General features: G+C 38.3%; 43 protein-coding genes, 1 tRNA gene and 2 pseudogenes. 7 read left to right on the top strand and 39 right to left on the bottom strand.

Annotated features, from left to right (window positions below; genetic code table 11):
- Nucleotides 1-44 precede the first annotated feature (44 nt).
- From SCRDD08_RS04615 to SCRDD08_RS11870, 29 genes and pseudogenes are all read right to left on the bottom strand, one after another.
- Nucleotides 45-1,193, bottom strand: coding sequence for a phage minor capsid protein (locus tag SCRDD08_RS04615; RefSeq protein ID WP_061422630.1), 1,149 nt, complete (start codon nucleotides 1,191-1,193; stop codon nucleotides 45-47).
- Entirely contained in the window at nucleotides 1,162-2,733 is a 1,572-nt protein-coding gene (locus SCRDD08_RS04610) for a phage portal protein (protein ID WP_061422629.1), read from the bottom strand. The genes SCRDD08_RS04615 and SCRDD08_RS04610 overlap by 32 nt, the downstream gene beginning before the upstream one ends.
- Before the next feature lie 11 nt (nucleotides 2,734-2,744).
- On the bottom strand, nucleotides 2,745-4,058 hold the full coding sequence (locus SCRDD08_RS04605; RefSeq protein ID WP_061422628.1) for a PBSX family phage terminase large subunit: 1,314 nt from the start codon (nucleotides 4,056-4,058) through the stop codon (nucleotides 2,745-2,747).
- Nucleotides 4,045-4,524 (bottom strand): terminase small subunit, encoded by a 480-nt coding sequence (locus tag SCRDD08_RS04600; protein ID WP_061422627.1) that lies wholly within the window; start codon nucleotides 4,522-4,524, stop codon nucleotides 4,045-4,047. Before SCRDD08_RS04600 ends, SCRDD08_RS04605 begins: the two co-directional genes overlap by 14 nt.
- 195 nt (nucleotides 4,525-4,719) lie before the next feature.
- A complete protein-coding gene (locus SCRDD08_RS04595) occupies nucleotides 4,720-5,103 on the bottom strand; it encodes a hypothetical protein (protein WP_231089327.1) in 384 nt (127 codons plus the stop codon).
- Complete coding sequence (locus tag SCRDD08_RS04590; protein ID WP_061422626.1) at nucleotides 5,100-5,777, bottom strand: DUF4417 domain-containing protein; 678 nt, start codon at nucleotides 5,775-5,777, stop codon at nucleotides 5,100-5,102. Before SCRDD08_RS04590 ends, SCRDD08_RS04595 begins: the two co-directional genes overlap by 4 nt.
- Before the next feature lie 66 nt (nucleotides 5,778-5,843).
- Nucleotides 5,844-6,224, bottom strand: coding sequence for a hypothetical protein (locus tag SCRDD08_RS04585; protein WP_061422625.1), 381 nt, complete (start codon nucleotides 6,222-6,224; stop codon nucleotides 5,844-5,846).
- A gap of 10 nt (nucleotides 6,225-6,234) precedes the next feature.
- Complete coding sequence (locus tag SCRDD08_RS11650) at nucleotides 6,235-6,378, bottom strand: hypothetical protein (RefSeq protein WP_196756170.1); 144 nt, start codon at nucleotides 6,376-6,378, stop codon at nucleotides 6,235-6,237.
- A gap of 18 nt (nucleotides 6,379-6,396) precedes the next feature.
- Nucleotides 6,397-6,792: a hypothetical protein gene (locus SCRDD08_RS04580; protein ID WP_061422624.1), complete on the bottom strand. Its 396-nt coding sequence runs from the start codon at nucleotides 6,790-6,792 to the stop codon at nucleotides 6,397-6,399.
- A 12-nt stretch (nucleotides 6,793-6,804) separates the two neighbouring features.
- Nucleotides 6,805-7,062, bottom strand: a complete 258-nt coding sequence (locus SCRDD08_RS04575; RefSeq protein ID WP_050125249.1) for a hypothetical protein — start codon at nucleotides 7,060-7,062, stop codon at nucleotides 6,805-6,807.
- Between the two features lie 22 nt (nucleotides 7,063-7,084).
- On the bottom strand, nucleotides 7,085-7,456 hold the full coding sequence (locus tag SCRDD08_RS04570) for a hypothetical protein (protein WP_061422623.1): 372 nt from the start codon (nucleotides 7,454-7,456) through the stop codon (nucleotides 7,085-7,087).
- Nucleotides 7,446-7,859, bottom strand: coding sequence for a RusA family crossover junction endodeoxyribonuclease (locus SCRDD08_RS04565; RefSeq protein ID WP_061422622.1), 414 nt, complete (start codon nucleotides 7,857-7,859; stop codon nucleotides 7,446-7,448). Before SCRDD08_RS04565 ends, SCRDD08_RS04570 begins: the two co-directional genes overlap by 11 nt.
- Before the next feature lie 7 nt (nucleotides 7,860-7,866).
- Entirely contained in the window at nucleotides 7,867-8,259 is a 393-nt protein-coding gene (locus SCRDD08_RS04560; RefSeq protein WP_061423263.1) for a beta-sandwich lipoprotein, read from the bottom strand.
- A gap of 7 nt (nucleotides 8,260-8,266) precedes the next feature.
- Nucleotides 8,267-8,608 carry a DUF1372 family protein gene (locus SCRDD08_RS04555; protein WP_061422621.1) on the bottom strand — a complete coding sequence of 114 codons (342 nt, stop codon included), beginning with the start codon at nucleotides 8,606-8,608 and terminating at the stop codon, nucleotides 8,267-8,269.
- Nucleotides 8,609-8,831: 223 nt separating this feature from the next.
- Nucleotides 8,832-9,569, bottom strand: a complete 738-nt coding sequence (locus SCRDD08_RS04545; protein ID WP_061422620.1) for a hypothetical protein — start codon at nucleotides 9,567-9,569, stop codon at nucleotides 8,832-8,834.
- Nucleotide 9,570: 1 nt separating this feature from the next.
- Nucleotides 9,571-10,008, bottom strand: coding sequence for a hypothetical protein (locus SCRDD08_RS04540; protein WP_061422619.1), 438 nt, complete (start codon nucleotides 10,006-10,008; stop codon nucleotides 9,571-9,573).
- Between the two features lie 9 nt (nucleotides 10,009-10,017).
- The gene (locus SCRDD08_RS04535) at nucleotides 10,018-10,437 is read right to left on the bottom strand and encodes a helix-turn-helix domain-containing protein (RefSeq protein ID WP_061422618.1); all 420 of its coding nucleotides are present in this window, start codon (nucleotides 10,435-10,437) and stop codon (nucleotides 10,018-10,020) included.
- Nucleotides 10,434-10,637 carry a hypothetical protein gene (locus tag SCRDD08_RS04530; RefSeq protein ID WP_061422617.1) on the bottom strand — a complete coding sequence of 68 codons (204 nt, stop codon included), beginning with the start codon at nucleotides 10,635-10,637 and terminating at the stop codon, nucleotides 10,434-10,436. The genes SCRDD08_RS04535 and SCRDD08_RS04530 overlap by 4 nt, the downstream gene beginning before the upstream one ends.
- Before the next feature lie 21 nt (nucleotides 10,638-10,658).
- Complete coding sequence (locus SCRDD08_RS04525) at nucleotides 10,659-11,000, bottom strand: DUF7296 family protein (protein ID WP_061422616.1); 342 nt, start codon at nucleotides 10,998-11,000, stop codon at nucleotides 10,659-10,661.
- 1 nt (nucleotide 11,001) lies between these two features.
- Entirely contained in the window at nucleotides 11,002-11,478 is a 477-nt protein-coding gene (locus tag SCRDD08_RS04520; protein ID WP_061422615.1) for a class I SAM-dependent methyltransferase, read from the bottom strand.
- A 9-nt stretch (nucleotides 11,479-11,487) separates the two neighbouring features.
- Nucleotides 11,488-12,051: a single-stranded DNA-binding protein gene (ssb, locus tag SCRDD08_RS04515; protein ID WP_061422614.1), complete on the bottom strand. Its 564-nt coding sequence runs from the start codon at nucleotides 12,049-12,051 to the stop codon at nucleotides 11,488-11,490.
- Nucleotides 12,041-12,217, bottom strand: coding sequence for a hypothetical protein (locus SCRDD08_RS11645; RefSeq protein ID WP_196756169.1), 177 nt, complete (start codon nucleotides 12,215-12,217; stop codon nucleotides 12,041-12,043). Before SCRDD08_RS11645 ends, ssb begins: the two co-directional genes overlap by 11 nt.
- Nucleotides 12,214-12,753, bottom strand: a complete 540-nt coding sequence (locus SCRDD08_RS04510; protein ID WP_061422613.1) for a MazG-like family protein — start codon at nucleotides 12,751-12,753, stop codon at nucleotides 12,214-12,216. The genes SCRDD08_RS11645 and SCRDD08_RS04510 overlap by 4 nt, the downstream gene beginning before the upstream one ends.
- Nucleotides 12,740-13,777, bottom strand: coding sequence for a DUF1351 domain-containing protein (locus SCRDD08_RS04505; protein ID WP_061422612.1), 1,038 nt, complete (start codon nucleotides 13,775-13,777; stop codon nucleotides 12,740-12,742). Before SCRDD08_RS04505 ends, SCRDD08_RS04510 begins: the two co-directional genes overlap by 14 nt.
- The gene (locus tag SCRDD08_RS04500; protein WP_061422611.1) at nucleotides 13,774-14,094 is read right to left on the bottom strand and encodes a hypothetical protein; all 321 of its coding nucleotides are present in this window, start codon (nucleotides 14,092-14,094) and stop codon (nucleotides 13,774-13,776) included. Before SCRDD08_RS04500 ends, SCRDD08_RS04505 begins: the two co-directional genes overlap by 4 nt.
- Nucleotides 14,095-14,113: 19 nt before the next feature.
- Nucleotides 14,114-14,802 (bottom strand): annotated as a pseudogene (locus tag SCRDD08_RS04495) (ERF family protein).
- A 261-nt stretch (nucleotides 14,803-15,063) separates the two neighbouring features.
- The gene (locus SCRDD08_RS04490; protein ID WP_081104255.1) at nucleotides 15,064-15,345 is read right to left on the bottom strand and encodes a helix-turn-helix domain-containing protein; all 282 of its coding nucleotides are present in this window, start codon (nucleotides 15,343-15,345) and stop codon (nucleotides 15,064-15,066) included.
- A gap of 100 nt (nucleotides 15,346-15,445) precedes the next feature.
- Nucleotides 15,446-15,829 (bottom strand): hypothetical protein, encoded by a 384-nt coding sequence (locus SCRDD08_RS12195; protein WP_231089326.1) that lies wholly within the window; start codon nucleotides 15,827-15,829, stop codon nucleotides 15,446-15,448.
- Nucleotides 15,814-15,978 carry a hypothetical protein gene (locus tag SCRDD08_RS11870; protein ID WP_231089325.1) on the bottom strand — a complete coding sequence of 55 codons (165 nt, stop codon included), beginning with the start codon at nucleotides 15,976-15,978 and terminating at the stop codon, nucleotides 15,814-15,816. Before SCRDD08_RS11870 ends, SCRDD08_RS12195 begins: the two co-directional genes overlap by 16 nt.
- Nucleotides 15,979-16,084: 106 nt before the next feature.
- On the opposite strand from SCRDD08_RS11870, the gene SCRDD08_RS04480 reads away from it, so the two are divergent.
- Complete coding sequence (locus SCRDD08_RS04480) at nucleotides 16,085-16,822, top strand: hypothetical protein (protein ID WP_061422609.1); 738 nt, start codon at nucleotides 16,085-16,087, stop codon at nucleotides 16,820-16,822.
- On the opposite strand, the gene SCRDD08_RS04475 is transcribed toward SCRDD08_RS04480, so the two are convergent.
- Nucleotides 16,819-17,088 (bottom strand): hypothetical protein, encoded by a 270-nt coding sequence (locus SCRDD08_RS04475; RefSeq protein ID WP_061422608.1) that lies wholly within the window; start codon nucleotides 17,086-17,088, stop codon nucleotides 16,819-16,821. The genes SCRDD08_RS04480 and SCRDD08_RS04475 overlap by 4 nt on opposite strands.
- Before the next feature lie 33 nt (nucleotides 17,089-17,121).
- A complete protein-coding gene (locus SCRDD08_RS04470; protein WP_061422607.1) occupies nucleotides 17,122-17,328 on the bottom strand; it encodes a helix-turn-helix transcriptional regulator in 207 nt (68 codons plus the stop codon).
- Between the two features lie 74 nt (nucleotides 17,329-17,402).
- On the opposite strand from SCRDD08_RS04470, the gene SCRDD08_RS04465 reads away from it, so the two are divergent.
- Entirely contained in the window at nucleotides 17,403-17,606 is a 204-nt protein-coding gene (locus tag SCRDD08_RS04465) for a hypothetical protein (RefSeq protein ID WP_061422606.1), read from the top strand.
- Here SCRDD08_RS04465 and SCRDD08_RS11370 read toward each other — a convergent pair.
- Nucleotides 17,603-17,746 (bottom strand): hypothetical protein, encoded by a 144-nt coding sequence (locus SCRDD08_RS11370; RefSeq protein WP_153298754.1) that lies wholly within the window; start codon nucleotides 17,744-17,746, stop codon nucleotides 17,603-17,605. The two genes, SCRDD08_RS04465 and SCRDD08_RS11370, sit on opposite strands and share 4 nt — an antisense overlap.
- A gap of 173 nt (nucleotides 17,747-17,919) precedes the next feature.
- Here SCRDD08_RS11370 and SCRDD08_RS04460 point away from each other — a divergent pair, with 173 nt between their 5' ends.
- The 3 genes from SCRDD08_RS04460 (at nucleotide 17,920) to SCRDD08_RS04450 (ending at nucleotide 20,377) form a co-directional block, all read left to right on the top strand.
- Nucleotides 17,920-18,669, top strand: a complete 750-nt coding sequence (locus SCRDD08_RS04460; protein ID WP_061422605.1) for an XRE family transcriptional regulator — start codon at nucleotides 17,920-17,922, stop codon at nucleotides 18,667-18,669.
- A gap of 55 nt (nucleotides 18,670-18,724) precedes the next feature.
- A complete protein-coding gene (locus tag SCRDD08_RS04455; RefSeq protein WP_061422604.1) occupies nucleotides 18,725-19,153 on the top strand; it encodes an Ltp family lipoprotein in 429 nt (142 codons plus the stop codon).
- 129 nt (nucleotides 19,154-19,282) lie between these two features.
- Complete coding sequence (locus tag SCRDD08_RS04450) at nucleotides 19,283-20,377, top strand: tyrosine-type recombinase/integrase (protein ID WP_061422603.1); 1,095 nt, start codon at nucleotides 19,283-19,285, stop codon at nucleotides 20,375-20,377.
- A 90-nt stretch (nucleotides 20,378-20,467) separates the two neighbouring features.
- Here the strand turns inward: SCRDD08_RS04450 and SCRDD08_RS04445 are convergent.
- From SCRDD08_RS04445 to SCRDD08_RS04415, 7 genes and pseudogenes are all read right to left on the bottom strand, one after another.
- A tRNA-Arg gene (locus tag SCRDD08_RS04445) sits at nucleotides 20,468-20,539 on the bottom strand.
- 40 nt (nucleotides 20,540-20,579) lie between these two features.
- Complete coding sequence (rplS, locus tag SCRDD08_RS04440) at nucleotides 20,580-20,927, bottom strand: 50S ribosomal protein L19 (protein ID WP_005590628.1); 348 nt, start codon at nucleotides 20,925-20,927, stop codon at nucleotides 20,580-20,582.
- A 118-nt stretch (nucleotides 20,928-21,045) separates the two neighbouring features.
- Nucleotides 21,046-21,371 (bottom strand): annotated as a pseudogene (gene crcB, locus SCRDD08_RS04435) (fluoride efflux transporter CrcB).
- Nucleotides 21,368-21,742, bottom strand: coding sequence for a fluoride efflux transporter CrcB (gene crcB, locus SCRDD08_RS04430; protein WP_061422602.1), 375 nt, complete (start codon nucleotides 21,740-21,742; stop codon nucleotides 21,368-21,370). Before crcB (SCRDD08_RS04430) ends, crcB (SCRDD08_RS04435) begins: the two are co-directional and overlap by 4 nt.
- The gene (locus tag SCRDD08_RS04425) at nucleotides 21,739-22,005 is read right to left on the bottom strand and encodes a chorismate mutase (protein WP_061422601.1); all 267 of its coding nucleotides are present in this window, start codon (nucleotides 22,003-22,005) and stop codon (nucleotides 21,739-21,741) included. The genes crcB (SCRDD08_RS04430) and SCRDD08_RS04425 overlap by 4 nt, the downstream gene beginning before the upstream one ends.
- Before the next feature lie 406 nt (nucleotides 22,006-22,411).
- Nucleotides 22,412-23,794 (bottom strand): Fe-S cluster assembly protein SufB, encoded by a 1,383-nt coding sequence (sufB, locus tag SCRDD08_RS04420; protein WP_061422600.1) that lies wholly within the window; start codon nucleotides 23,792-23,794, stop codon nucleotides 22,412-22,414.
- A 123-nt stretch (nucleotides 23,795-23,917) separates the two neighbouring features.
- Nucleotides 23,918-24,358 carry a flavodoxin gene (locus SCRDD08_RS04415; RefSeq protein ID WP_037586414.1) on the bottom strand — a complete coding sequence of 147 codons (441 nt, stop codon included), beginning with the start codon at nucleotides 24,356-24,358 and terminating at the stop codon, nucleotides 23,918-23,920.
- A 105-nt stretch (nucleotides 24,359-24,463) separates the two neighbouring features.
- Between SCRDD08_RS04415 and SCRDD08_RS04410 the strand changes: the two genes are divergently transcribed.
- The gene (locus tag SCRDD08_RS04410; protein ID WP_061422599.1) at nucleotides 24,464-25,399 is read left to right on the top strand and encodes a DHH family phosphoesterase; all 936 of its coding nucleotides are present in this window, start codon (nucleotides 24,464-24,466) and stop codon (nucleotides 25,397-25,399) included.
- A gap of 104 nt (nucleotides 25,400-25,503) precedes the next feature.
- A partial coding sequence (locus SCRDD08_RS11865) for a 50S ribosomal protein L31 (RefSeq protein WP_231089365.1) occupies nucleotides 25,504-25,581 on the top strand: 78 nt, incomplete at its 3' end.

The raw sequence follows: 25,581 nt of genomic DNA, 5'->3' as shown, positions 1-25,581 counted from the left end.
CGGTTTTAGACAAACAAAAAAGCGCTGCACATGGCAACGCTAGATTATGTGTATAACTTTTCTCTGCTGTAATCTCGATACAGAAAATCATAGTTATCCACAAGATTTCTGATTTTATTCTGATACATTCTGACTTTTAGTTTTTCAGCTTGTATAAAGTCATCATCATTCATAGTATTGGCATAGTGCAAGCGCTCCTTGTGATTTTTAATAGCTCGCTCTAATGCTCTCTGTTTAGCTTCTATGCGTGCGTTTTCTTCTGCTTGCTCTGGTGTAAGGTTCTTTAGATAGTCTGGTAGGTCTGGCAACTCATTAGCACCAATAATAAAAGGTGTTAAGTAATGCCCGCAATGGACACCAAGACAGCCACCAGCAGTGCCATAGTCATAATCGTACAATGAATAGATTTTTGTGCCATTTTCTGTACGACTTTCACCTTTAGTAACAATCTTACCTTGAATCGGGCTGCACGCTGGCCGCGCTGTGCGCTTGATAGAGTAGTAAAATGTATCAATACCCAATTCTTCCGCCGGTCTAGTTCGCATTTCGTTGTACACTCTGTAAGTCGTTGTTTTGATGATAGCGCGTGCATAGCTATCAGCTCTCCACTCCCTACCTGCTGCATCTGTAAAACCGGTAAAGCCTTTTTTCTGCCAACCCATAATAGTCTCATGCAAAGCCCTATCACTTGTTTTAGTACCAGCTACCACATTAGCAACTGTCTGCTCTACTATTGATTTAAAGACATTTTGAATGCTTTTAGGTAATGTTGTATTGATAAGATTGAGGTCTTCAATAGCTTGTGATGTATAGGCTTCTAATGCATCTGTAACGCCATTTCTAACAATACCGCTATGCACGCGCCCTAAATCTTCTTCAAGCTGCTGTTTAGTGTCCTTATAGACCTTCAACCCCTCATTGGCAATAACATTTCTTAACAGGCTTTCAGCAATACCTGTACGCTCTGATATTGTTTTTAGGTTTTTATCGTTCAACATGTGCATATCATTGAGTTTTTCTAGTTGCCATACATACGGATTTTCTTGCAAGTCAGCACTACCGCGCTTTTTTAGGCGTTTAATCATGCTGTCAAATAGCTCAATCTGCATTTTAGCGTAAATATCGCTCACGCCCTGCATTTGCAGAGAAAACTGCTGATCATTAAGTGTTATCGGCCTTTTGTTCTTCTCCATCTTCTACCCTCTTATGGTTGTTATACAGCGCTAGTTCAGCATCATTTTCAGGCGGTAATTCTCCATTGATTTCAGCAAGCTCTTTCTCTGCTTCATCCTCCGTGACGTTCAGCGTCTTGGCAATACCTCTTTTCTGTGTTGCAAAGCCAGCTGCTACCATCTTCATCCAGTAATCAAGCTCCGCATGTCTATCAGTAAAGACCCCATCATCCAGATTAACTGAAATATCATCAAGTTCTGGAATGTTCCCCTTGTACAGACCAACTGCCTTACCAAGTTCACACATAGATACACAAAGCTCTTTAATAGACTGCTCAACCAGTGCAACAATGCTGTTGCGCATCTGGTAAGTATCGCTATTTTCGCTGACAATCTCGGTCGCTGTCTTGACTCCTTGACCGTCAAAGGTAAACATGCCACTAGATACCCCTATCTGCATCTCAAAGAGTTTCAGCCCCTCTGAAATAGCAGAAATGTAATCAGATGACCTAATAGGCGTTGTGAGGTCAACAATATTGCCGCTATCCATGTCACCAGCTCCTACTTGCATATACACATTTTGTTCAACATCAAAACGGTGTTTGAAAGCGATATTACCGTGGGTATCTTGCACTTTGAGTTGCGTTAGCTGCTCTGGTACAATCACGCGCCTTTGCCCCATCTTGATTTCCCACATAAATTCATCATAAGTGCGATTGATAAAGTCAATAGTGGTTTTGGCATTGTCAAAAATTGATAGGCCAAGTGGTGAGTTAATATCTTTATTATTCATACCTGGCGTTTTCAGATAAGTAAACAACGATCGTGATAGGTCTTTTAATACCGTTACTGGCTCTAGGTCTGGGTAGAGTTCTTGTAAGTTGACTCTCTGACCTAGCGATTCACCTGTATCTGATTTATACAGCTCATTAGTGATACGGTATAAGTTCTTATCCTTTGTACTTCCTATCTCGCTACCATCTTTAGTAACCCACTCGTGGAACTCGACTAAAGTATAATACACATTAGTTTTACCCTCTGATTTGATAGTCTTTGTTAAAATGGCAGCACTTGATACATCTTGCGTGTTGCTTTGCAGTGGCAAAAATACTGGTGCTTGAATAAATGCCACTCTAACTTTATCTCCGTCAATATAAGGCCTCATAGCTAGCCCACCAAGTGCCAATGCACTCTCTAAATACCGCTCAAAGTTCTTGTTAAAGCGGTCATTACCTAGCATATCATTCAAGAACTTATTCAGTGTTTCATCTTTTGCTGAAATCTCTGCTTGTTCGTTGTAAACAAGGCTGGCAATCTTTTTGGCTGCTGTGCGTGCGATCGGCAAGTGTTGCATCTTTCTGCGCTTTCTGTCTCCATCCGTATTGATATACTCAATATCTTCAAATTTAGATTGATAGTAAGTCAGATTATGCTGAATACGGCGAAATTCCTCTTGGGTCACAGCGATTTTTGGATGATCTAGAATGCTACTTAGATTTGCTGTTGTCATGTTATACCTCCCACGGTTAAAAAAATCTTTTATCTTCTGAAATAGGCTCATGTCTGCCCCCCTTATGTGTTACCCACACGCAAACCAAGTATTTTTGCATTATCCAACACAAAATACTGTGATGTGTCGCATGTGTGGTCGTCTTCTTTAATGACATTAGGATTATCTGATTTGATTGTCTTTTCATCCCACCTGTACATCCTATGTTCTTCAATAAATATCTTGTTATTCTCTGTATCAAGGTAATAAAAGCGACCTTGCGCTAACAATGATTGGAATGTATCAATCATTGTTACTTTCTTCAATTTAGTCACTGGATGCCATCTAATACTGAAATCAAGATACATCTGGTTTCTCAATGCTCCCTCTGCGCTATCAATCGTATATTGCAAGATAGGTACTCTGTACTTGCTGACAACAGATTGTATAAAGCCATTGATGTCCTGTGATAGTTGGCTAGGTGCTTTCTTTATCACTTGGCCAGCTGGTGAATAGTACCAGGTATCTAGTAAGATGACTTTACCTTTAGCCGTGATGCCAAAAGCGCAACAAGCAGTAGCTGATTGTTGATGCCCGCCGTCAAGAGCAAAGGATATGCCTATTAGCCGATCATCAGAGGGCAAAGCATCTAATGGGTGAAATGTACTCATGTTATATACATTATTCCCCAATCCAACAGCCTCACCAAGATATAGATACCTGTAATAGTCATAGTCATTCTCTTTGATGCGCTCTATATCTTCTAGCATCTGTTCTGTTACAAATCCCAGCTCATCATCAAGGTAAGTGCTTGAATGTGCTAGATAGTTCTTGTTAGTCTTGATGTTCTCAAACCACTCATTGATCCAACTATACGGATTTCTGGGTGGATTGTAAGACCAAAAAAATTGTACAAACTTAGCGCGTGGATGCTTTTGGCGCATAAAGGTTACGTTGGATTGGTCAAAATCTTCTTGACTACCAAATTCAGCAGCTTCTTCATACCAGACCGCTATTATGTTCCCAATGTCATTTGACTTGAGCTTTTGAAAGTCATCTTGGCCGTAAAAGTAAAATGTCGATCCTGTCTTTTTGTGAATGATCTGAAAAGGGCTGATAGTCTTTTTGAACCTATTAGCAACACCAAACAAGTTTAAAGCCCAAAAAATCTTATTGAAAACACTATCTCTAATAGTATTTGCAACCTTGCGAATAACTACTACATTTGCCGTCTCTCCCATTTTGATATAACGCAGCATCATGTAAGCTAGTTTCAGTGCGATTACAGACGATTTAAAAGAGTTACGTCCACCTTTCAACACATTATATGGCAATTTAGATACCCAAACACTCTTAAAGTGGGGGTTGACATTTTTTTGAATATCAATTATCCTCATCGTCACCCTCCCAGCTATCAATAATTGTGATGGTGTCATCTTCCATCTGTGTATCTGTCAACTGTGATTTTAATTTCTCAATCTCAAGCCCTAGTTTTTCGGATTGCTTAGCTGTTGGATATCGTTTTAAGATTTCAGTAATGGCCTTGATAACCGTGGCATTATCTGCTTTTTTTGTGTGCCTTTCTACTTTCCCTGTCGTTGGATTAAGTATCAAAACCTCCTCATCTCGTTTACCTCTAGCGATTTCAGAAAGGATATAGAGCGCCTCTGTCGCATCCATGATATTTGACTTATGCAGCTCTTGCATCTGCTTATTTATGTACTCTTTTATCCCAACATTTCCCAACAGTTCAGTAATACGATTATTGGCATAACTCTCACTATAACCAGCCTTAATTGCTGATTGATAGCCGTTTCCTGTCTTTATGTACTCATCTGCAAAGCGCCTCTGTCTTTCATTCATTCGCTACCTCCTTTCCAACAAAAAAATCACAAGTATTGCTACTCATGATTTCATTTTATATGCTAAAAGAGGGGATGTTTTACTGTTATTTTTGATTTAAGACACAAAAAAAGCCCCCAATTAAGGGGCTAAGATGTAACGTAGTAGCCCGGATTCGAACCGGAATCTCCTCCATCAAGGCGTAATCCCTATATACTACTCCCTACGTTTCTTAATGTGATTATACCACTCTTTTTTGACTTTTTCAACAAGTTTACGCTCTTTTGGTGTCAAATTGGTTGCTCCCTTTTTGCTTTTCTCATGCTCTGCATGATTATAGCCATGATGAGCATGTGGTTTCATACCTTTATGCACATGATCTAAGTCAATTTGCTTATTACGCTTATTTTTTGTATCAAAATAGACAATACTCTTGGGTGCGTTTTTATTCTTATCAATAAGTGCGTAAACCCTACCTTTTGTCATTGTTTCCATTGGAGTCTTTTGTGACCCGTGCCCATTTTGAGTAACAAACTTTATATTTCCTGCTTTATGTACAGTTTTGTATTCTGTACCATACTTTTTGCCTTTATGGCTCATTCCAGAGCTTGCCCCTCTACCTCCCATTTGTCCATCCTTTCAATCGTGTCATTACCAAAATAAACAACTTCGATACCTTTATAATCGTATTCAATCGCACCACCATATACCAAAATTCGGCTTGGTTGTAATCTATCAATCATGGCATCCATGCCATTCTGCCATATCTTAATACGCTGCTGACTTTTCTTAACTCCTATCGTACTAATTGCAACAGTACTTTTTGTAGGTATCCCATCAAAACAAAAATCATAGCTATCGGCATCCGCCCAGGACACCGTTGGTATAACCGTATACCCCCAATTCTGCATCATTTGACCTATCAATCTTGAGCGGTAAGTATTCCAAAGTTGCATAGCTATTGGCATGTCTGTATATAGGCTAAAATCTGGAGTAAGCACACAGTCAAAGGCCGATAACTTCTCTATATAAAAATCTGGGCGTCTCCACATTCTTTCAAACTGATAATCATCTAGGAAAAAATGAACTCCTGCTGAATAGTCAGGTTTATTCAAAACATAGTTAAAACCCTGTAATTTACTCGGTATATGATCAACCGGCTCAAGTGTAGGTATGTTATATCTACCATCTGTGCGCGTGGCATCATAATCTGGCAAATTATACTGGTTAATAGTCTTTTGCCTGTGATATGGTTTTGTTGTCAGATTATCCATATTATCCTCCTAATAAAAAACCTATGTACCTTGATTATAGATACATAGGCTAGGGGATTTTTACGGTTATATTTTTAGAGGGAGATATTTGTAAGTGGAGTAGAAATACTTATCAAACCATATGTTAAGATGGGTATAAGCTGGGCTAGGACTTAGATATAAGATTTCTTGACAAGCGCCAATCACATTGAGATTTTCGTAAACATACACCTCTTTGATGGTTTTTAAAATTTTTTCATCTGTTTTTTCTACGAATTCTGTTGTGACAGTTTTTAGATTGACTAAAAAAATCGCTTTGTCAAGTTTATTATCTAAAAAACTTTTATGAATTTTTTGCTCAAGTATTGTTTTTTTAGGATTGTCCTTGTCTCTCAAAAAATACCATTTGAGCCAGGTTATCTCTCTACGATGCATCACTGATAGGCGCTCTATTTTCTTTTTAGTCATTATGTTTGCCTCATCTATCTATCACGACATATCCGATAATTAACGCCCTCTGAATTAAATCTGGATCATCCATCAGCCCTCTTATTTCTGGATCAAAAAGCGCTTGTCGTTGATACTCCAAATAATCTGCTTGCTTCTTTGATAATTCAATCATCTATTTACCTCCAAATTGCTAATCCAGCTCAAAATAACTTTTTAACTCCCCTTTAAGTTGATCGAAGGTATCACACCGTTCAATTATATCGACAATATCCTGCAACGTGTCTTCTTTGTTCAATGTGTTCTCTGATACTGCATCGGCTACCCATTTTGGATGCGTGCCGGCATAAGAGAACTGATCTTGAGGTAATAGCTCAAGCAATGCCTCATATCGTTCCTCAAGAGCAATCAGCGCACCGAATGCATCAATGTAATCAGTATCTGATTGCTTATTTTCAAAGACTTCTGGCTGATTTTGTTTCACAATTTCAGCGTAAATAGCAGACCATTCTTTTTCTGAAAAACGTGATTTTTCAACCAATGCACCGTATTCAATCTCTTTACCATCAACTGTTACTTTATAATTCATTTTTTCTTCTCCTTATTTGTTATACAAAGTTACGTTACTTGAGTGAGTGTAATACTCATCTCCATTTTCAAAAGTGACACGGATACTATCCTGTTTCTCGTACTTCGCCCACTGTTTGACTTTGCCCTCTACGATTTGCCCATCTACCATTTTCACTTTTGCGTAATTAAAAGTGAAAGTTGTTCCAAGGACATCCTTGTTTCCACACGCTGCCAACCATACAAAAGATAAGCCAAGCAATGCGATTGCTAATAGTTTTTTAAACTTCATTTTTCTTCTCCTCATTAACTTTCTAACGCACAAATTCATTGACCAGATCGCTGATAAGAAACTTCCAATCAGATTCTCTAAAGGTCAAAAAACGATCTGCGGTCAAATTTCTAATCCTTTTATAAAAGAGTATCTTTAGTTGGATTGATTCACCAACAGTAAGGAAGATACCAGGAAATTGATGTACAGAATGCACTCTATTTCCGTATCCAGAAATATCTAAATGTATTAACATTTCTGGATATGAACGTCCAACATTAGCTTCAACTCCGAGATCAACTTTGACCTCTTCCACAATTGGAATCTCGTTAAAAATTGGTCGTGCAGAAAATAATGGCGACGAGACTTTTTGCCTTTTTCTTCTTCCTAAATATGGATATTTTTTAGGTCTCATCTTTCACCTCCTCTATATCAAACACTAATCTATAATGCCCTTTCTCCTCGCTCAAGCCACCATAAACAAAAGATAACTTTTTGATAACCTTGTGATTATCATCTACCCAAATTCCGGCATCGGTCATGCCATCTATAATAGCCTTGACTGTCGGATAAAGGTTAGGCGGATCTAGTTTAGATTTAGTAGGGCTGTAAATTGTAACTGTAACCTCACAAGGGTTAGAGGGGCTAAAAGCAGCCCTCCCTTTATCCTTGTTCATCGATGTATGCCAATAGGCAAAAGCTCTGATGCGCTTAGTAACTTTAGCTTTATCTGCCTGATGTTGCCTGTCGTTACTATTGATAACCATGTTCAGAGCTTTGTTTTTGGTGTTTCTAGGCAAAGAAAATTCAAATTTCATTTCATGCCTACTTTTTATTTGTAACTGTGAATGGCAGGATACTTTCTGGCATGTAATTGACTTCATACTTGTACTGATTTACCTCAGCCCCCTCAAGATCTTCTACAACATACATATTCCATCCTGTAAGATTTACCATGTGTTTTTTATATACGCCTTTTGCAGTTTCGACTAATATTTCAAGTCGTTTTCCATCGTTGGCCTCAGTTTCTACAGAAATTCGGCCAATAACTTCAAATTCGATTTTATCTGTTCTAGTGTTGATTACGGCAACTCGCCGAATAACATTAAAATTATCAGCTTCTTGACTGATATTGTACGATACTTTTTTACTTTCTCGGCAAGCTGCCAATCCAAGCAAGGTCATTGATACAAGAATACATGCAATCAATTTTTTCAATTTCATTTTAATTTCCTCTCTGTTTTAAATACTCTGGTATATCATCGCCGATCTCAAGACTATCATATTGAGATTTTGTGACCAAAAACTTCCCGTAAGCTCCTGCAGTTACGGTGTAATGGCCGGATATAATCTGTTTGTCAGTTATTTTTCCATACATCATTCCCCCAGCGTTATCTACCTGATGAATGATAACAGATTTTCTCTGTTTTAATTCATCGACCTGTTTTTCTAGCGCCGAGATTTTTTCTCTGTAATGATCTCTCGATACTGCTATCCCAAGATTAAATACAGCTATTGCCAAGAAAAATATCGCTAAGCAAAGGCTAATCAATTGCTTTTTGACCATTTCAACCTCCAGATAGTAATTTATAGACCGTTTGCAACAACCCAAACGCATAGATATACAGCACGAACCATAAAACTTTATCGAATGTGTTTTCTTTAAAGCTATTTCTTCCAGCGATTGCAATCAGCAATGCCAATAAAAGGCACGCTGATACAATCATAAATTTATAAAATCCAATCATACTTTTCTCTCAACCTTTAACCAGGCACTTTCGCAATGTGCTTTATGCCAAAACTGTGATATTTTCTTGGTCTGCTAGTCTTTCTTTTAAATAGGCTGCAATGTTTTCGACCGCATCAGCTACCCAACGCTTACCATCTGCCTCGAATAAAGCCATATTTGCTTGCTTATCAATCCTAAAGACGAATAGGCTTGCTGGTTGTTCAATCTCGCTAAATGTACGATATGGGCGCAATGTGACTGGGTTAGGAGCTTTGCCTTTAGCGAGACTTGCCACCCCTGTTTTAACGGTTGCCACTTGAGAGACCCCGTTATCTTCGATTTCAGCCCCATTCTCAATTTTTAGTGCGCTAGCAAACTCTAATAATGCGCTACGGTCATTGTCATCAATAAAGTTTGATTGCAACATGATGTTAAACTGCTCTGGTGATAGGAAACGGCCAAAAGAAAGCTCTGGGATGCGTGCCTTAACATCAACAAGTAATGTACGATGCTCACGCTCATCATTTTCAGACCATACACAAACCTCATCATTTTTCTCAACAGCGACAATCAAGCGTTGTTTTTTCAAATTGTTGAGATCTGTTTTGAGATAGTCAACAAGACTTGTTAAAGTTGATAGCTCCAAAGTTTTAGGATAGCGTTTAGGATCAAGTTCTTTGAGATTGAATTTGTTAGCGTCATAATACTCTGTACCATCTACTGCTGTTAAAATTTCTAATCCATTCTCATTTAGTTCTACTGCGTATTCCAATGCTGCTCTAAGATTTTCTGTTGTCATATTAGTTACCTGCTTTCTTCTTGTTAAAATCAATAATATCTGGTTTTGTTTCTGCTTGCTGTTGTTCTACTTCCTCTACTGGCTGTCCAATATCGGTTCGTAATTGAGCGTCATCATCAAAATACATCTGGCCTGGCACGCTACTTCTAAGTTCGTTTGCATGTACCATACCTGTATCATAGTCACGACCAACAAGAATAGTTGTAGCTACCGCATTCTGAGGTGCTAGCTTAGCTTTTACATCCATGATGGTATCAACTACTGTACGCTCATCATTAGATGACATTTTCAGCGTAATTGTGATAGTCCGTTTTGCTTTCGCATCTGTATTTAGGTCTAGGATATTATCAAAAACTTTCTCAAGTTCATGATCCAATTTTTCCTGTAACCCACCCTCTGCAATGTGTGATAGGTCTAAGCCTATTAGTTTTTTAGTCATTTTCTCCTCCTATTTCAATAAACTTTGCAGCTGTTTCAATTTTGATTGATCTTCAAGCAAGGACTGGTACGCCTCTTGCTTAATTAGAATGTAACCAGTTAAATCACGGCCAGTAATCACATCATCATCTGGCAGCAACTCCAATTGCTCTGATGTATCTTTTTCCGTATCAGAATCAATCCCTTTTTTCTTTTTAGTGAAAGTATTAGTAATTACAACGATATCCGCTTCATCGCTCAAAAATGCTGATACTTGGCATTTTAGAATTTCTGCAAAAGCATCAATCTCAATGGTTGTTGGATCAGTAACATTTCTCTCAATGTCACTAACTCTATTTTGAGAAATATCTAACATAGGGGCGAGGTCATACTGTGTAAGACCTGCCTCTTTACGGATAGCTCTTAATTTAGCGCCATCAAATACTTTCATTTGAAAGCCTCCTGGCCTGTTTCATAAAATTTGTGTTTGATAACATGCTGCGCAATCTTAATTTGAGTGTCAGGTTTTTGATAATAGGCAACCTGTCGTTTGTATTTACAAACAGCCTTTTTCGCAAAAGTGGTGACAATTCCTGACCACGTTGTCGTCAAAATAGCAGTTAAAATTAAAATAAGTTCAAATTTTGTCATATTGTTTCTCCCATTAAAAAATTATTGTAAGTATTCATACATACCATAAACAAGCCAAAGTATCTTTTTCTTGGTTCCGTCCGCTGCATACAAAATAGCTTCAGAATAGTATCGATGCTGTTTTAACTCTTCAACCAAAGAATCTGAAATCTCTACTGTTTCATAAATTTCATCAACGCCATACCAACGTTCTCCGCAACATGTGCAGTATGTTGTGTATTTGGAATCACCATCAAGAATTTCATCAAATTTCTCATTTGCTTGTTCTTCCGTATCTGCTTCTACGATAACATGGATGTTTACATTCTCATCTTTAACAAAATAGCCTCCGGAATTGTTTTGTCTATAAACATAAAATGTCATGTTAATTATATTCCTCCTCAAATTTTACAAACGTTAGCCAGTGCGTAGTGCCTCTTTGTTGTCCAAATAAAGGCTTAAATGGTATCACCTCTAGTAATTTTTTTACATTTATTTGGCAATCAGACCACTTGAAAACTAGCGTCCCCCCCACTTTCAGAACTCTCATACATTCTTCAAAGCCTTTGGCCAAATCCTCTGACCAGGTAACTTTATCCAACTGTCCATACTGAGCTTTCATGATAGAATTTTTGCCCGCCCATTTTAAATGAGGGGGATCAAAAACAACCAAGTTAAAAGTGTTGTTTTCAAATGGCATATCACGAAAATCACCGATAATATCAGGCTCTACGTTGACCTTTTTCCCGTGTATCTCAAATTTTTCTTGTCCGATGTCCATAAAAGTTGTATGACTCTCATTTTTATCAAACCAAAACATTCGACTTCCACAACAAGCATCAAGTATTTTTATATCTGACATCAGCGCCTCCTAGAAAGGTAGATCATCATCACTGATATCCAATGGATTTGAGGACCTACCAAATGGATTGTTATCACTGGTAAAATCAGGCACTGGATTTGTTGTATCACCCTCGAAAAAGCTACCTTGTTGTCCGTAACTATTTTCGTTTTGGTAATTGTTGTGTTGATTATTATAATTTGGCTGTTGCTGCTGATAGCCGCCCTGATTTTGTTGGTAATTTCCTTGCTGTTGATTTTGGTTATTCTGTGAATTTCTACTTTCTAACAAATAGAAATTATTAGCGATAACCTCTGTCACATACACGAGCTGCCCTTGCTGATTTTCATAATTACGGGTCTGGATAGACCCAGAAATCCCAATCAATGAACCTTTTTTAGCCCAGTTGGCCAGGTTTTCGGCTGACTGTCGCCAGATAACGCACTGGATAAAATCAGCTTCACGCTCTCCGGCCTCATTTTTAAAATTACGATTGACAGCCAGAGTAAAGGTTGCAACTGCGATATTGCTTTGCGTGTATCTCAGTTCAGCATCTTTTGTAAGTCGACCTACTAAAACAACATTATTTATCACTTTGCACCTCTTCTACTTCTGATACCTTGATTTTATTTGAACCAAACTTTAATAAGTCGGCGTATCGTTTCACAAACTCAATAGCTGCCATAAATGAATTTTCTGCATTGATTTCCGATCCCAAATCAAGATCTGCAATTTTACCACTGACATAAAAACATCTCATAGATCGGACTCCTTAACAAACACCCCATCAACCATCTTACCTGTACGGTCTTTGATTTCATCCCAAGCCACTTGTAAGCACGTTTCAAGATCCGTACCCTCGTTGATGGCAATCTTAGCAAGAATGCCTGTTAAATTCCGGATGTGGAACCGAATTTGTGTCCGTGTGTTGATGATGCCAGCGTTGAAAATTAAATCAATCATCCGATGAGCAATCAAGCCGATTTCTTTTCCGCCGTACAGCAGCAGATAATCCGTTTCTACATCATTAGCCTTGTACAGTGTTTTACTATGTTGTGTTGGATCAACCAGCCGCTCAATTTTTTCAAATTTCATTTGTTGGGATAAGATGATCAAAACGACCATCACATCACCAATGCTATCCACAAGTTTTTCTTTGTCTGATTTCGCTTTACCCGCATTCAGCTCTCCCCATTCTTCGTTGAGTTTTTGCATTTGTTTGATCGGTTCGGCCTTATCCAGACCTTTAGCAGCAGACCACCCTTGAACATTCTCGATTAAATTAGTCAAAGACATTTGAAATACCTCCTGTTAGTTCTTCTTGTGTTTTACCTTGATATAACATTTCGAAAGCCACTTGATTAGCTAACAGCCACTCTTTGAAAAGTTTGGCCTGTGGATTGCCGCCAGGAAATGTCAGTCGCAAGTCATAGCTTACTGGCTCGCTAGGCTCAAATTTTGGCAGTTCTGGCATTGTTTCTTCTGATTCTGGCATAATTGGTTCATCTTCCAAAATCTCGCCTGTTTCAGCGTCTATAGCCTTGATATTAGCGTTAGCTTGTTCTTGTGCTAGACGTTCGATTTCTGCCTTACGTTCTGCCTCTGCTTTGGCTTGCGCCTCTTGCTGTTCTTTCTGTAAGACAACAGCATCACGATCAGACTTCATTGTTTTTAAAACATCAACTAATGATTTATCATTCTCAAGGTCTCTGACATAACTATCTGCTAATAGCTCATACTCTTGAGCCTGTTCTTTAACAGCTTGAATATTTGCTTTGTGTTGTTCCAACTTGTCGAACTCTGCTAATACCAGAGCATCCATTTCATCAATCGTTGAATTTTTAAGCTCAAATTTACCCGTCTTGAAATATTTCTTGAGACTGTATTCATCGTATCGATCTTCAAACGTGGATTTTTCAAGACCTGCAACCATACACTTATCTTCAAAAGTTGCTCGTACAATATCCACGCGCAACAACCGCTCATGTTCATCGATGGCATCTCGCCCCTCACGTAACTTATCAATCAGTTCTTCTAGCGGTTTTAAAGATTTGTCAAAACGCTCTTTAAAATCATCTAACGGCTTTTTAAAATTATTTGAAATCTCTTTACGCCGCGTGTCAAGATTATCATATAAACCTTTGTAAGTCGTGATGTTTTCCTTGATGGTTTTATAATTTTCCGAACTCAATTCAAATTCTGAAAAGGTAGATAACGCTTTTTCTATTTCTTTATCAAAAGCATCAAAATCAAATTCAATCTTTGCTGGTGTTAGAACCGGCATCATAGTTTGTAAAGTATTATTCGTTACATCTTTCATTTGCTCAATGCCTCCAAAAAGTCTAAAATATCAATTTTGCTACTACGCTCTTTTGGTTCTGGTGCATCTGATCCATCTAGCATTTTGATTTCATGTGTTGCTTCGACAACAACGATATGACAGTCAAATTCCTCTGCTAATGTGTCTATCTGCTCTTTCTGTCTTTCGTAATCATCATAATCCAAAATTAAAGCATCTTGCATGCTACTACATAAACCGACTTTATAAGCCAAGCGTTTTTTGTGGTGCTCATACTCTGATACAAAATGCCCATTTTCTTTGTCTTGAAAAGCGATAAATTTTTTAGTTTGTTTCATGTTGTTTCCTCTTTCTTTTTTACAAATTATTAAAATCTTGTCCTTGAGCTTTAGCTATCTGACCATTGAGATAGCTCATAACTGTCTCAAAATGTAATTCTGGGATGTCGTGAAAGTCACGAATTTTGAAATACTGCAGCACATGGTTAGCAACCTGATCAAAACTAGCATTTTTAAGTTGTGCCCACGTTCGGATTTTTCCGCAAACCGATTTGTATTGATCAGTATTGATTAAATCTGCTTGATTAGCATTGCTATCTTGTGAGCGTTGGTGATTTGATTGTGCATCCTGTTGCTGATTTTCTTCAGCTGGATATTCATCAATATCTTTTTCGCCGATAGCGAATAGACCTTGTAAGGCATATTTTCGAGCGTATGAACTAACCGCACCTGTCCACTGTGGATCTTGCATTTGCTTGATCTGGCCTTTTTGTGTATTAAGCACTGGTACTGGACTTAATTCAGAATATGCCGTTGATTGGTATTTCTCTTCTTTTTCATTGTTGAGAGCTACCGCTGTTGCTTTGACAAATATTTTTCCTGCTAACTCAATAAGCTCATCCGTCACAATTACAGACCAATTGCTCTTTAGCTCTTTAAATGTTGTATAGATGTCCTCGGCATTTCTAAATGCGTACTTCACATCTTTTGATTTCTTTTTTCTAGTTGCATTCTTTGTTGCAGCTCTGGGAAAGTTAAGCTTGCCATTTTCCTCCTCCTTTAAAAACTCTGCAAATCCTTTATTATTTCTAATTATGATTAGATTGTTGTAAAGTTAGTATTTATTACTAAGTTAGTAATTATTATTAAATTAGTATTTGTTATAGAGTTAGTATTTATTAGTGGATAGTTTTTCAACAGTTGATTTTTTCATTTGTTGAATTTTTCAACAAATGATTTTTTCAACAATTGAATTTTTCATTTATGAAGAACTTTACAAATGAATTTCTCTAGTGAGTTATCCACAGGTCAGTCAGATATAAATTTATCCAATTGCGGTAAAATATAATCTTTAAAATACCAATCTACCAATTTGAAATCTGCAGCAAATCTATAGGTCTCAACACCCTTTTTATAACCTTTGCTCATTTTTACAGTTCTCATATAACCAATTTTTTCAAATCTCCTGAAATACTTGTCAATCGTTGTTCTGGATAGACCTGTTCGTTTGGCAATCTCATTAGGATAGATTTTCCAGGTCGACTTGTTGCTCAGTATAATAAGCATAATCCCTAGAGCCGTTGTGTCCATTTCAGGATCATTGATTAGATCGTTATTGATTACTGTATAATTTTTATCGCCGTTTTTATGGAAAGATATATTGCATATCCATTAGCTACTACCTCTCTTTCTAAGCAACCCAAGCAAAAGGCTCTGATTTTGATTTATATTTCTGATCTTCATACCAACTTTCCCAAGCCTCGAAGACTTTGACCTTAGTGCTACGACCACCCTCTTTGCTGATGTACTTTCGAGCTACTGGATCAAGCTCCATTTTTCTCAACAAATATTGGATTTGCCTTTTTTCTTTGCCAAAATGCTCAGCTAACTTTTGGTCATTCAGCCATTTTTCACCAATGGCCAGATTATCAATTTTTTCATTTACAACAGTTGAGATCACTTTCTCAACTTTTCGCATCAAAATGTTATCAATATCATCACCTAAGACATCTGATAAAGATTTTTCTAAGATTTTCTCGATATCTAGTGTGTTTGATTTTATTTGCAACTCCATAAACGCCCCTTTCTAGCTGTTGCTAAAATCGTGAGTGTATCAGCAAGCGTTAAACCTACTAAGCTGGTAATCAATACATCACTTAGTTGGTAGTATTTACGCTGCCAATTATTGACTAATAATTGTTGTACGCTGTTTAATTCTTCCATTTTGTGATATAATTTAATTAGTATTTTTTTGCGAAGCGCCTCAATAGATTGCAGTCTAGAGGTGCTTTTTTGCTATAATGTAATAAAAAACGATTGGAGAAATCACATGCTCAAATACGCCATCCCTCAAACAAACTGGTCACTTTTTCATGATCCACAAGAAGCAGATTCTAAATTTGTATTTAGGCTAGACTTTGAGTCCATTGGCTTAGTTTCAGAACGTATTTTCCCTGGATTGACCAAAGAAAAACTATCCATCATCCATGCCCCGTTTTTACAAGTACCAGTCTGTTTTCCAGAAGATAATCTGATATTCCTTTCACCAAATAACTTAATCTCTATCCCTAAAAATATTTATCAATTAGGACATGAACTTTGTCATATCTATATCAAGAACCCAACTATAAATCAGCCTATGTTTTGGTTTGAAGAGGTCTTGTGCGAGATAGCCTCGCATCTCTTTTTAGAGGAGTACGCTCGCTTATGGAGTGGATCGTCCCAACCAATACAGCAGCTAATGCCTAGCTCTCTGCAAGATTACAGTAAAGCCATGCTAGATGATAACTCTCCTTTTGATTTGACAGAACTATCTGCTCCAGATACCAATCTAATGCAGTATCTGCATAAGATACCTGATGATAGACCTATGAATACATACATAGCAAGCCAGTTTCTTCCAATTTTTAGAAAATATCCAAAGTTGATAGAATACATCCCTGTTGTTAAACATTTTCAGGATAAAAAAGATTTCCTGAAATTTTTGAAAGCATGGCAGGAAGTTCTTCCAACTATTGAACTTAAACAAGCCATCGCAGAAATTATCTCCCTGATTACAATACCTTAGCGTATTCCAATTACGCCGTAGAGGCCATTTCTAAGGTCTTCGCGGCGTTTTTTGTCTACTTTCAAGGCCGTTTTTTTACCGTAGATTGCTTCAATCTCAGTTGACGATAAACCTTGGTAGATTCTGTGATCATATCCTCCGTCTAGTCCTTCCTCCAATATAGCCTTGCCTGTCTGGGTGCTGTCTTCTATAAACAGCCTCAGTTTAGCAATTTTAACGCCTGTAAGCCGTAACTCACGACTGTATGGATATTTAGTTGGTCTCATTTTTCGTCCTCCTTTCCCAAAACAATAATTTTGTTACCGTTTTGGTGACTTTCGTGGTAAAAAAATATCTTGCAAAGGTTTATCAAAAAAGCTACGCAAGAAAAACATTTCATCCTGAGTAAAAGCACGTTGCCCTTTTTCTTTTTGACGATATGCAGTTTCGGATATACCCAATTTTTGGGCTAGTTCTTTTTGTGTAATCCCTTTTTCCTTTCGTAGTTGGTAAAGATAAATTTGCACGTTCTCACCTCCTTTTATTTTTTATTCTTCTCTCGCAATTCTGCTATAATAAAGCTAGAAAGGAGGATAAAATAATGAAAAAATATATTATTGAACATCTTGCTAATAAGTCGTCTACTCTTTCAATCGCTTTCATCAACGGAAAGAGTCATACTTTTTGTGCTGTTGTTGACGAAATTCCTGATAGTCCCAATTTAATTGAATTGAAACTATCAGATGAGCAATATGTCGTGTTAGTCAACATCGACCAAGTTTGTTATATAAACCACAGAAGCTAATCCATAGACTTCAGTAATTTATATGACTTCAATAACTCTGCAACAGCCATAATCGTTGCAGGGTCTTTTTTATCTGCTTCATCCAAAACAGCAGTTACAAACTCGGAAGTTTGATCTAAAACCAATGAATGCTTTGACATATTTCCTCTCCTTTTCCTTTCGTTTTATTTGCTTATCTCTAAGCTTGATTTAATTATATCACCATTTCGGTGACTAGTCAACATTATTTTGATTAAAAAATAAAAAATGTTGCGTTTCTGGTGACTTTTTTATATAATCTACTTATAGAATCACTGAAATTGAGGTACAAAACATGGATTTGAAAGAATACATTGGAAATCAAATTAGGATATTTCGAAAATCAGCCGGTTTTACTCAAGATGAACTTGCAAAAAGATTGAATACTACTAAACAAACAATCAGTAGATACGAAAAAGGAGAGAGAAAAGCAAATCAAGATATGCTTTTCAAATTATGTGATATATTTGATGTTTCTATCGATGATTTCTTTCCTGTTATCCCCAAAAACGTGCTAGAATCTACCCGCTCCCTCACAGAAGCTCCAGATTCGCTCACACAGCAGATAACGGATAAAGTGGTACAATTAACCACCCACAATAAAAAAATTGTGCTACGGACATCTGAGGAGCTTCTAGAGGGGCAACAACTTGAAGTCAATGAAGAACTATTTGAATATCAAGTTTTTGAAAAACTCTCTGCTGGAACCGGTGAAACTTACTACGAAGATCGCAATTATGATACCGTCTTTTTTGATAAAGAGATCGCCCACGACTTCGCTAGCTGGGTATATGGAGACTCTATGGAACCAGACTATCTAAGTGGATCCGTAGCCCTTATCAAAGATACAGGCTGGGATTACGACGGCGCTATCTATGCTGTGGACTGGGACGGTCAAAGTTATATCAAAAAAGTTTACAAAGAAAAAGACGGCTTACGGCTCGTCTCTTTGAATAATAAATACGCAGATAAATTTGCTCCATTTAGCGAGGAACCCCGCATCATTGGAAAAGTAGTTGGCAATTTCATGCCACTAGAAATCTAAAAAACAAATTATGTGCAATAACTGAACCACACTAAAAGCTGGGAGGATAAATCTTATGAAAAAATTACTTAGCTTAGGCTTGCTTAGTCTATCTATCTTCTCTCTTGCCGCATGCTCCCAAAGCTCTAGCAATTCATCTGATACTACGACAAAATCAGAAGCTAAAACAGAGCAATCAAGTGAATCCAACATTCCTACAGAGTACAAGACTGCAGTCAAAAAAGCAAAGCAGTATGCTAGCACAGTACACATGTCTAAAGAAGGTCTGCGTACCCAATTGGTAGACATCGAAAAATTTTCTCAAGAGGCAGCTGACTATGCTGTTGATAACGCTGATATTGACTATAGCAAACAAGCTATAGAAAAAGCGAAGCAATATCAAGAAACTGTCGCTATGTCTCCAGAAGCTATCCGCACTCAATTGGTAGATATTGAAAAATTCACACAAGAAGAAGCAGATAACGCAGTTGCTAATCTAAACTAAAACAAAAAAGCCCCACGCTCTCAAAAGTTTGGCGACTCTGAGCGTGAGGCAAGACAATAGTATAAGAAACTAGGCATTAAAAAGCCAGTTTTCTTGTACTCATTTTAACAGAAATGAGGCAGAAAAGCAATGTGGGTAGAAGAATTACCGAACGGGAAATTTAAGTATTTTGAGCGCTATAAAGACCCTCTTACTGAAAAGTGGAAGAAAGTATCAATCACTCTTGAAAAATGCAGCAGACAGGCCGAGAAAAAGGCTCAGGCATATTTACAAGAAAAGATAGACAAGAAATTATCCAGCAAAGTTGAAAAAAACATTACTTACGGCCAATTAAAAAAAGAATACCTGGATCAGTGGTTGCCTACAGTAAAGGATAGCACGATTAGAAACAATCTGAATTATGATAGGCATTTGCAAGGTGTATTATCTGATGATGTTTACATAAAAAACATCACAAAGAAAACTGTACGAGATATTATCACGAAACTATCTAAAAAGAATAATTACTCTATCGTCCATAAATGTCGCAAAAGATTACACGCCATTTTGAATTATGCGGTAGAGATGGACTATCTGCAGTCAAACAAATCTGATAATGTCCTAGTCCCAAAGCCAGTCGAGACTTACGAAAAAGAAAAAGTTTCTTTTTTAGCCCAAGAGGAAATAGTCGCATTAGCAAATGATATGCAGGAAAAAGGAGATGAATTAGTTCGGGATGTCATTCTTTTTATGTTTCTTACTGGTGTCCGTTATGGCGAGGCTGCCGCACTAGAGTTTGAAAAAGTAGATTTCAGTAATAACACTATTCTTGTTAATGCTACATATGATTTTAATACTAAGAAATTAACCACCGTAAAGACAACTGGATCAAACCGGACAATATCTATTTCAGATAACATCATAGAAATCATCAACAAACAAAAATCTAGGCACAAGGAGTTAGGTATAGAAACAGAGTTTATCTTTACTACAAATTCTGGCACTCCACTCATGAACTCATACATTAACAAAGTATTAAAGAGATATATGCCAGATAAAAAACTAACCACTCACATTTTTAGACACTCTCACATTTCATTTTTAGCTGAAAAAGGAGTTCCACTAAAAGCTATCATGGAAAGGGTCGGACACACTGATCCAGACACCACACTCAAAATCTATTCGCACACTACTATCAATATGCAGGATTATATCGATAAACAAACAGAATTGATTTCGATTTAATTTGCCCCTTTTGTGCCCCTTGGCCAAAAGATAGACACACTAAAACCCTTGAAAACACTGGATTTTCAAGGGTTGTTCTAATATAATATATGTCCCCTGCCGGAATCGAACCAGCAACTACTCCTTAGGAGGGAGTTGTTATATCCATTGAACTAAGGGGACTAGAGAAAAACTCTGCCAAGTGACAGAGTCATTTCTGATATTAACGACGGATTTCTTTGATACGCGCTGCCTTACCTTGCAATGCACGAAGGTAGTACAATTTAGCACGACGAACTTTACCGTAACGAACGACTTCAATCTTATCAACACGTGGAGTGTGGATTGGGAAAGTACGTTCAACACCTACACCGTTAGAGATTTTACGAACTGTGTAGTTTTCTGAGATTCCAGCACCTTTACGAGCGATAACGACACCTTCAAAGATCTGGATACGTTCGCGAGTTCCTTCGACAACTTTCGCGTGAACGCGGACAGTGTCACCAGGACGGAATGCAGGAATATCTGAGCGAAGTTGACCTTCAGTCAAGCTTTGGATTAATGGATTCATTTTTTCTCCTATCTTGCTAATCTTGTAGTTCTAGACGACAGCGGATTAGCCGTTTTTTTAGTGCATCCATTTATGCACAAAGTATATTATATCAAAATTCTAGTAAAAGTAAAGATTTTTAGATAAAAATTCCTAAAAGAATGGCTAAAAATCCTAAAAAATAGGTCAGCATCAGATAGAGGCTAAACTTCTTCTTATCTGAGAATAGCTCTACTAGTTCCGCATTAAAAGTGGAAAGAGTCGTTAAACCGCCACAAAAACCTGTTGCCAAAATGCTATACAGCTGCTTATCTTGGATATGATTATAAAAATATCCAATCAAAAAGGCTCCTAATGTATTAACCATCAAGGTGCCTACTGGCAGAGCAGCTCTGCTATTAACCTTGGAAAAAAGTAACGAACAAGAGCTCCCAGGCCGCAAGTAATGAGCAAAAACCAAATCATGCGGTCACCTTCCTTCCAGCCCATAAAGCAATACAAAGGCTGCCGCCGATACTCAAGGCAAGATATAGGAGCAATTCTGGATAACGACCCAAATCCAGCAATTTGAGCGAATCTAATAGAACTCCAGAAAAAGTCGTCAATCCGCCACAAAAACCTGTAGATAAAGCCAGTAGAAAACGCTTGGAAACTTGCTTACGACTGAGATAGCCTTTAACCAAATAGACTAAGAAGAAAGTTCCCAAATAGTTAACCAAAAGTGTCGCTAGCGGAAAATATCCCGTAAATGTGAAAAAGGATGAGCATTGATAACGAAGTAAACAGCCTAGCATCGCTGCTAGGAAGATTGCCAAAGAATTTTTTACTTCACTCATCTTATTTGCTTCTCCTGAAAAGCGCGTGAATGCTTTAGGATATCCGCAAAGGTCGCTAGAATCGTTTCTTGATAGTCCTTATTTTCAATCTTGCTCGCAACTCTAGCAAAGATCCTTTCTTCTCGCTTAGGATCTGCGACGGCCTTCCCATTCGATTTTTTAAAAGCCACAACTTGGCTGACCAGATTCATACGCTGCTCTAGTAAGACAACGAGTGCTTCATCTATTTGGTCAATTTCCTGTCTGATTTCTTCTAACGTCATCTCATTCCTCCTCATATTCTATCTATCATATCAAAAAATAGTAAAATCTTCTAGTTTTATCCTAAATAAAAAAGGTCCTAAGGACCTTAAATTAACAGAAAACTCGCTTAAGCGAGTTTTTATCTGCAAGCTAAAACAGTCCTCTGGACCTTAGATTAAGGAGAACTCGCAAAAGCGAGTTTTTATCTGCAACCTAAAACAGTCCCCTGGACCTTAGATTAAAGATAACTCGCAAGGGCGAGTTTTTATCTGCAACCTAAAACAGTCCCCTGGACCTTAGATTAAGGAGAACTCGCAAAAGCGAGTTTTTATCTGCAACCTAAAACAGTCCCCTGGACCTTGGATTAAGGAGAACTCGCAAAAGCGAGTTTTTTATCCGCAGATTAAAAAGGTCCACTGGACCTTTTTAACCAACGGACCCTTCCATACTCATGTTGATGAGTTGGTTGAGTTCAACGGCGTATTCCATTGGTAGTTCTTTGGTAATGGGTTCCATAAATCCGTTGATAATCATCGCTGTGGCTTCTTCTTCGCTGATTCCTCGACTCATCAGATAGTAGAGCTGGTCCTCAGACACTTTGGAAACCTTGGCTTCATGCTCTAGCGCGACATTGGAATTGTGGATTTCGTTAAAAGGTATGGTGTCGGAACTGGACTCGCCATCCATCAGAATGGTATCACACTCGATATGAGATTTGGAGCCAGCGCTATTCTTCCCAAAGCGAACCTGACCACGATAGTCTGTCTTGCCGCCATCCTTAGCCACTGATTTAGAAATTAAGGTACTGGAAGTCTTGGGCGCATTATGAAAAACCTTGCAGCCAGCATCTAAGTGCTGTCCATAGTTGGCAAAGGACATAGAGAGGACAGAGGTTCTGGCATTTTGGCCATTAAGAATGCTGCAGGGGTATTTCATATTGACCTTGCTGCCTAAGTTCCCATCAATCCACTCTAAGGTGCCTCCTTCCTCAACAATCCCCCGCTCCGTTACGAGGTTATAGACATTGTCCGACCAGTTTTGAATGGTTGTATAGCGGAAAAAGGCATCCTTTTTGACAATGATTTCGACATTTGCCGCATGAAGGCTATTAGTCGTATAAGTTGGTGCTGTACAGCCCTCGATGTACTGGATAGAACCACCCTCCTCGATAATCATCAAGGAACGCTCAAACTGGCCCGCATTTTCACCATTGATTCGAAAATAGGTCTGAACAGGAACTTGGCACTGGACATTCTTGGGCACATAGATAAAGGTTCCGCCGGACCAAACTGCACTATTAAGCGCAGAAAATTTATGCTCAGCATTTGAAATCACAGTACCAAAATACTGCTTGACCAAGTCCGGATATTCCTGGACAGCCGTATCCGTATCAGTGAAGATAATCCCCAACTTGGCAAACTCTTCCTTCATATTGTGATAAACCACTTCCGATTCGTACTGTGCCACAGCTCCAGACAGAAACTGCTTCTCAGCTTCCGGAATTCCCAAGCGGTCAAAGGTTTTCTTAATCTCCTCTGGGACTTCATCCCAACTGCGAGCCCGATCTCCGCTTAGTTTCTGGTAGTAGATAATATCATCAAAGCGAATACCTGATAAATCTGGTCCAAAGTCGGGCATAGGTAACTTATGAAAGAGTTCCAAAGAGCGGAGGCGATAATCCAACATCCACTGGGGCTCATTCTTGATTTCTGAGATTTCTCGAACAACTTCTTCTGTCAGGCCCTTACCAGTTGAAAAGAGTGGTTTGACATCATCATGGAAGCCAAAGGCATAGTCGCGTTCTTTCATAGGGACTCCTCCTTTATCTAAGGGATAACGCTTACCTATATTATACTCCTAATCATGAGAATTGTCAGAAAATAACACTTTAACAAAAGAAAAACGGCCACAGCCGCTTCCCATATTGTCATTTTAAACTTTACTTACCAACTCTTCCGCAAATGCTTCCAAGCGCTCAATATCATCTTCTTCTGCAGAAAGATCTACTTTGACACATTCTGAACCTTTCACTGCCCCTGTAGCCGCAAAAACAGCATCAAAATCATCAACAGCCTTGCAGAATTCATCATAAAAAGTATCGCCTGAACCGACCACTCCATAGACCTTGCCAGACAAATCCAGTCCAGACAAGTCTTCGTAGAAGTCCATCATTTCATCCGGCAGCTCACCATCCCCATAGGTATAGGTCGCTACAATCGTAATATCCGCTTCCAAGAAATCTTCTGCATCGACAGTGGTACACTCGTCCACTTCAACTTCTACATCTAGTTCTCTTAGCTTATCCGCCACAATATCGGCAATTTCCTCGGTGTTTCCAGTCATACTGGCAAATACAATTTTCGCTAAGGTCATAGTTCCCTCCAAATTATAATCTTCATTCATTATAACACATCTTTTTTATTTTAAAAATAAAAATTCTTGTGCTACAATAACTAGAGAAAGTTTAAGAGGTTTACAATGAGTATCTATAGTAAAATTCTGAAAAAAATGAAGGAATACGATAAAATTATCATCCACCGCCACATGCGCCCTGACCCAGATGCAATTGGCAGTCAAGTCGGCTTACAAAAACTTCTCCAGCTCAACTTTCCTGAAAAATCCATCAAAGTAACAGGTTACAACGAGCCTAGTCTTACTTGGCTAGCAAAGATGGATGAGGTGACAGATGCGGACTATCAGGAGGCCTTAGTAATCGTATGCGATACAGCCAATACTCCCCGCATTGATGATCAGCGCTACAGCATGGGCGACTTTTTGATTAAAATCGACCATCATCCCAACGATGATGCCTACGGAGATTTGCTGCTGGTTGATACAGATGCTAGTAGCACGAGCGAAATTATCGCTCTTTTTGCCTTCGAAAATCACTTAGAAGTAAATGACTATATCGCTAAACTTCTCTATGCTGGCATTGTTGGAGATACAGGGCGCTTCCTCTATCCGGCGACTACTGCGCGCACATTTGAGGTAGCTGGAAAACTTCGCCAATACGCTTTTAATTTTTCAGAGCTTTCTCGAAAAATGGACTCCATCACGCATCAAATTGCCAAACTGCAAGGTTACGTCTACGATAATTTAGAAATTGATGAGAATGGTGCTGCACGCGTTATCCTATCTCAGCAATTATTGAAAGAAAATCAGCTGACAGATGCTGATACTTCAGCCATTGTAGCTGCACCCGGACGGATCGAAGATGTCCAGATGTGGGCCATCTTTGTCGAACAGCCTGACGGCCATTATCGTGTGCGGATGCGCAGTAAATTTACTCCAATCAATGAAATTGCTAAGCAACATGATGGAGGTGGCCACCCACTTGCCAGCGGTGCCAATGCTTATTCCAAAGATGAAGTGGACTTAATTTATCAAAAATTAAAAGAAAGAGCAAAAAAGTAAGAAAATCATCCAAAAGACTTGTCAAATCATTTAGAATTTGATAAACTATCAAAGTAACTAATCTATGGCTCGCAAAGAGTCCATGGCAGAAAGGATTTTTTTAAATGAGAAAAGACATTCACCCAGAATACCGTCAAGTTGTATTTATGGACACTACTACTGGCTACAAGTTCCTTAGCGGT

The sequence above is a fragment of the Streptococcus cristatus genome, from assembly GCF_001578775.1.
In the GTDB taxonomy this organism is placed as follows: domain Bacteria; phylum Bacillota; class Bacilli; order Lactobacillales; family Streptococcaceae; genus Streptococcus; species Streptococcus cristatus_A.
The sequence above is the reverse complement of the archived record's forward strand: the minus strand, read 5'-3'. Positions and strand labels throughout refer to the sequence as shown.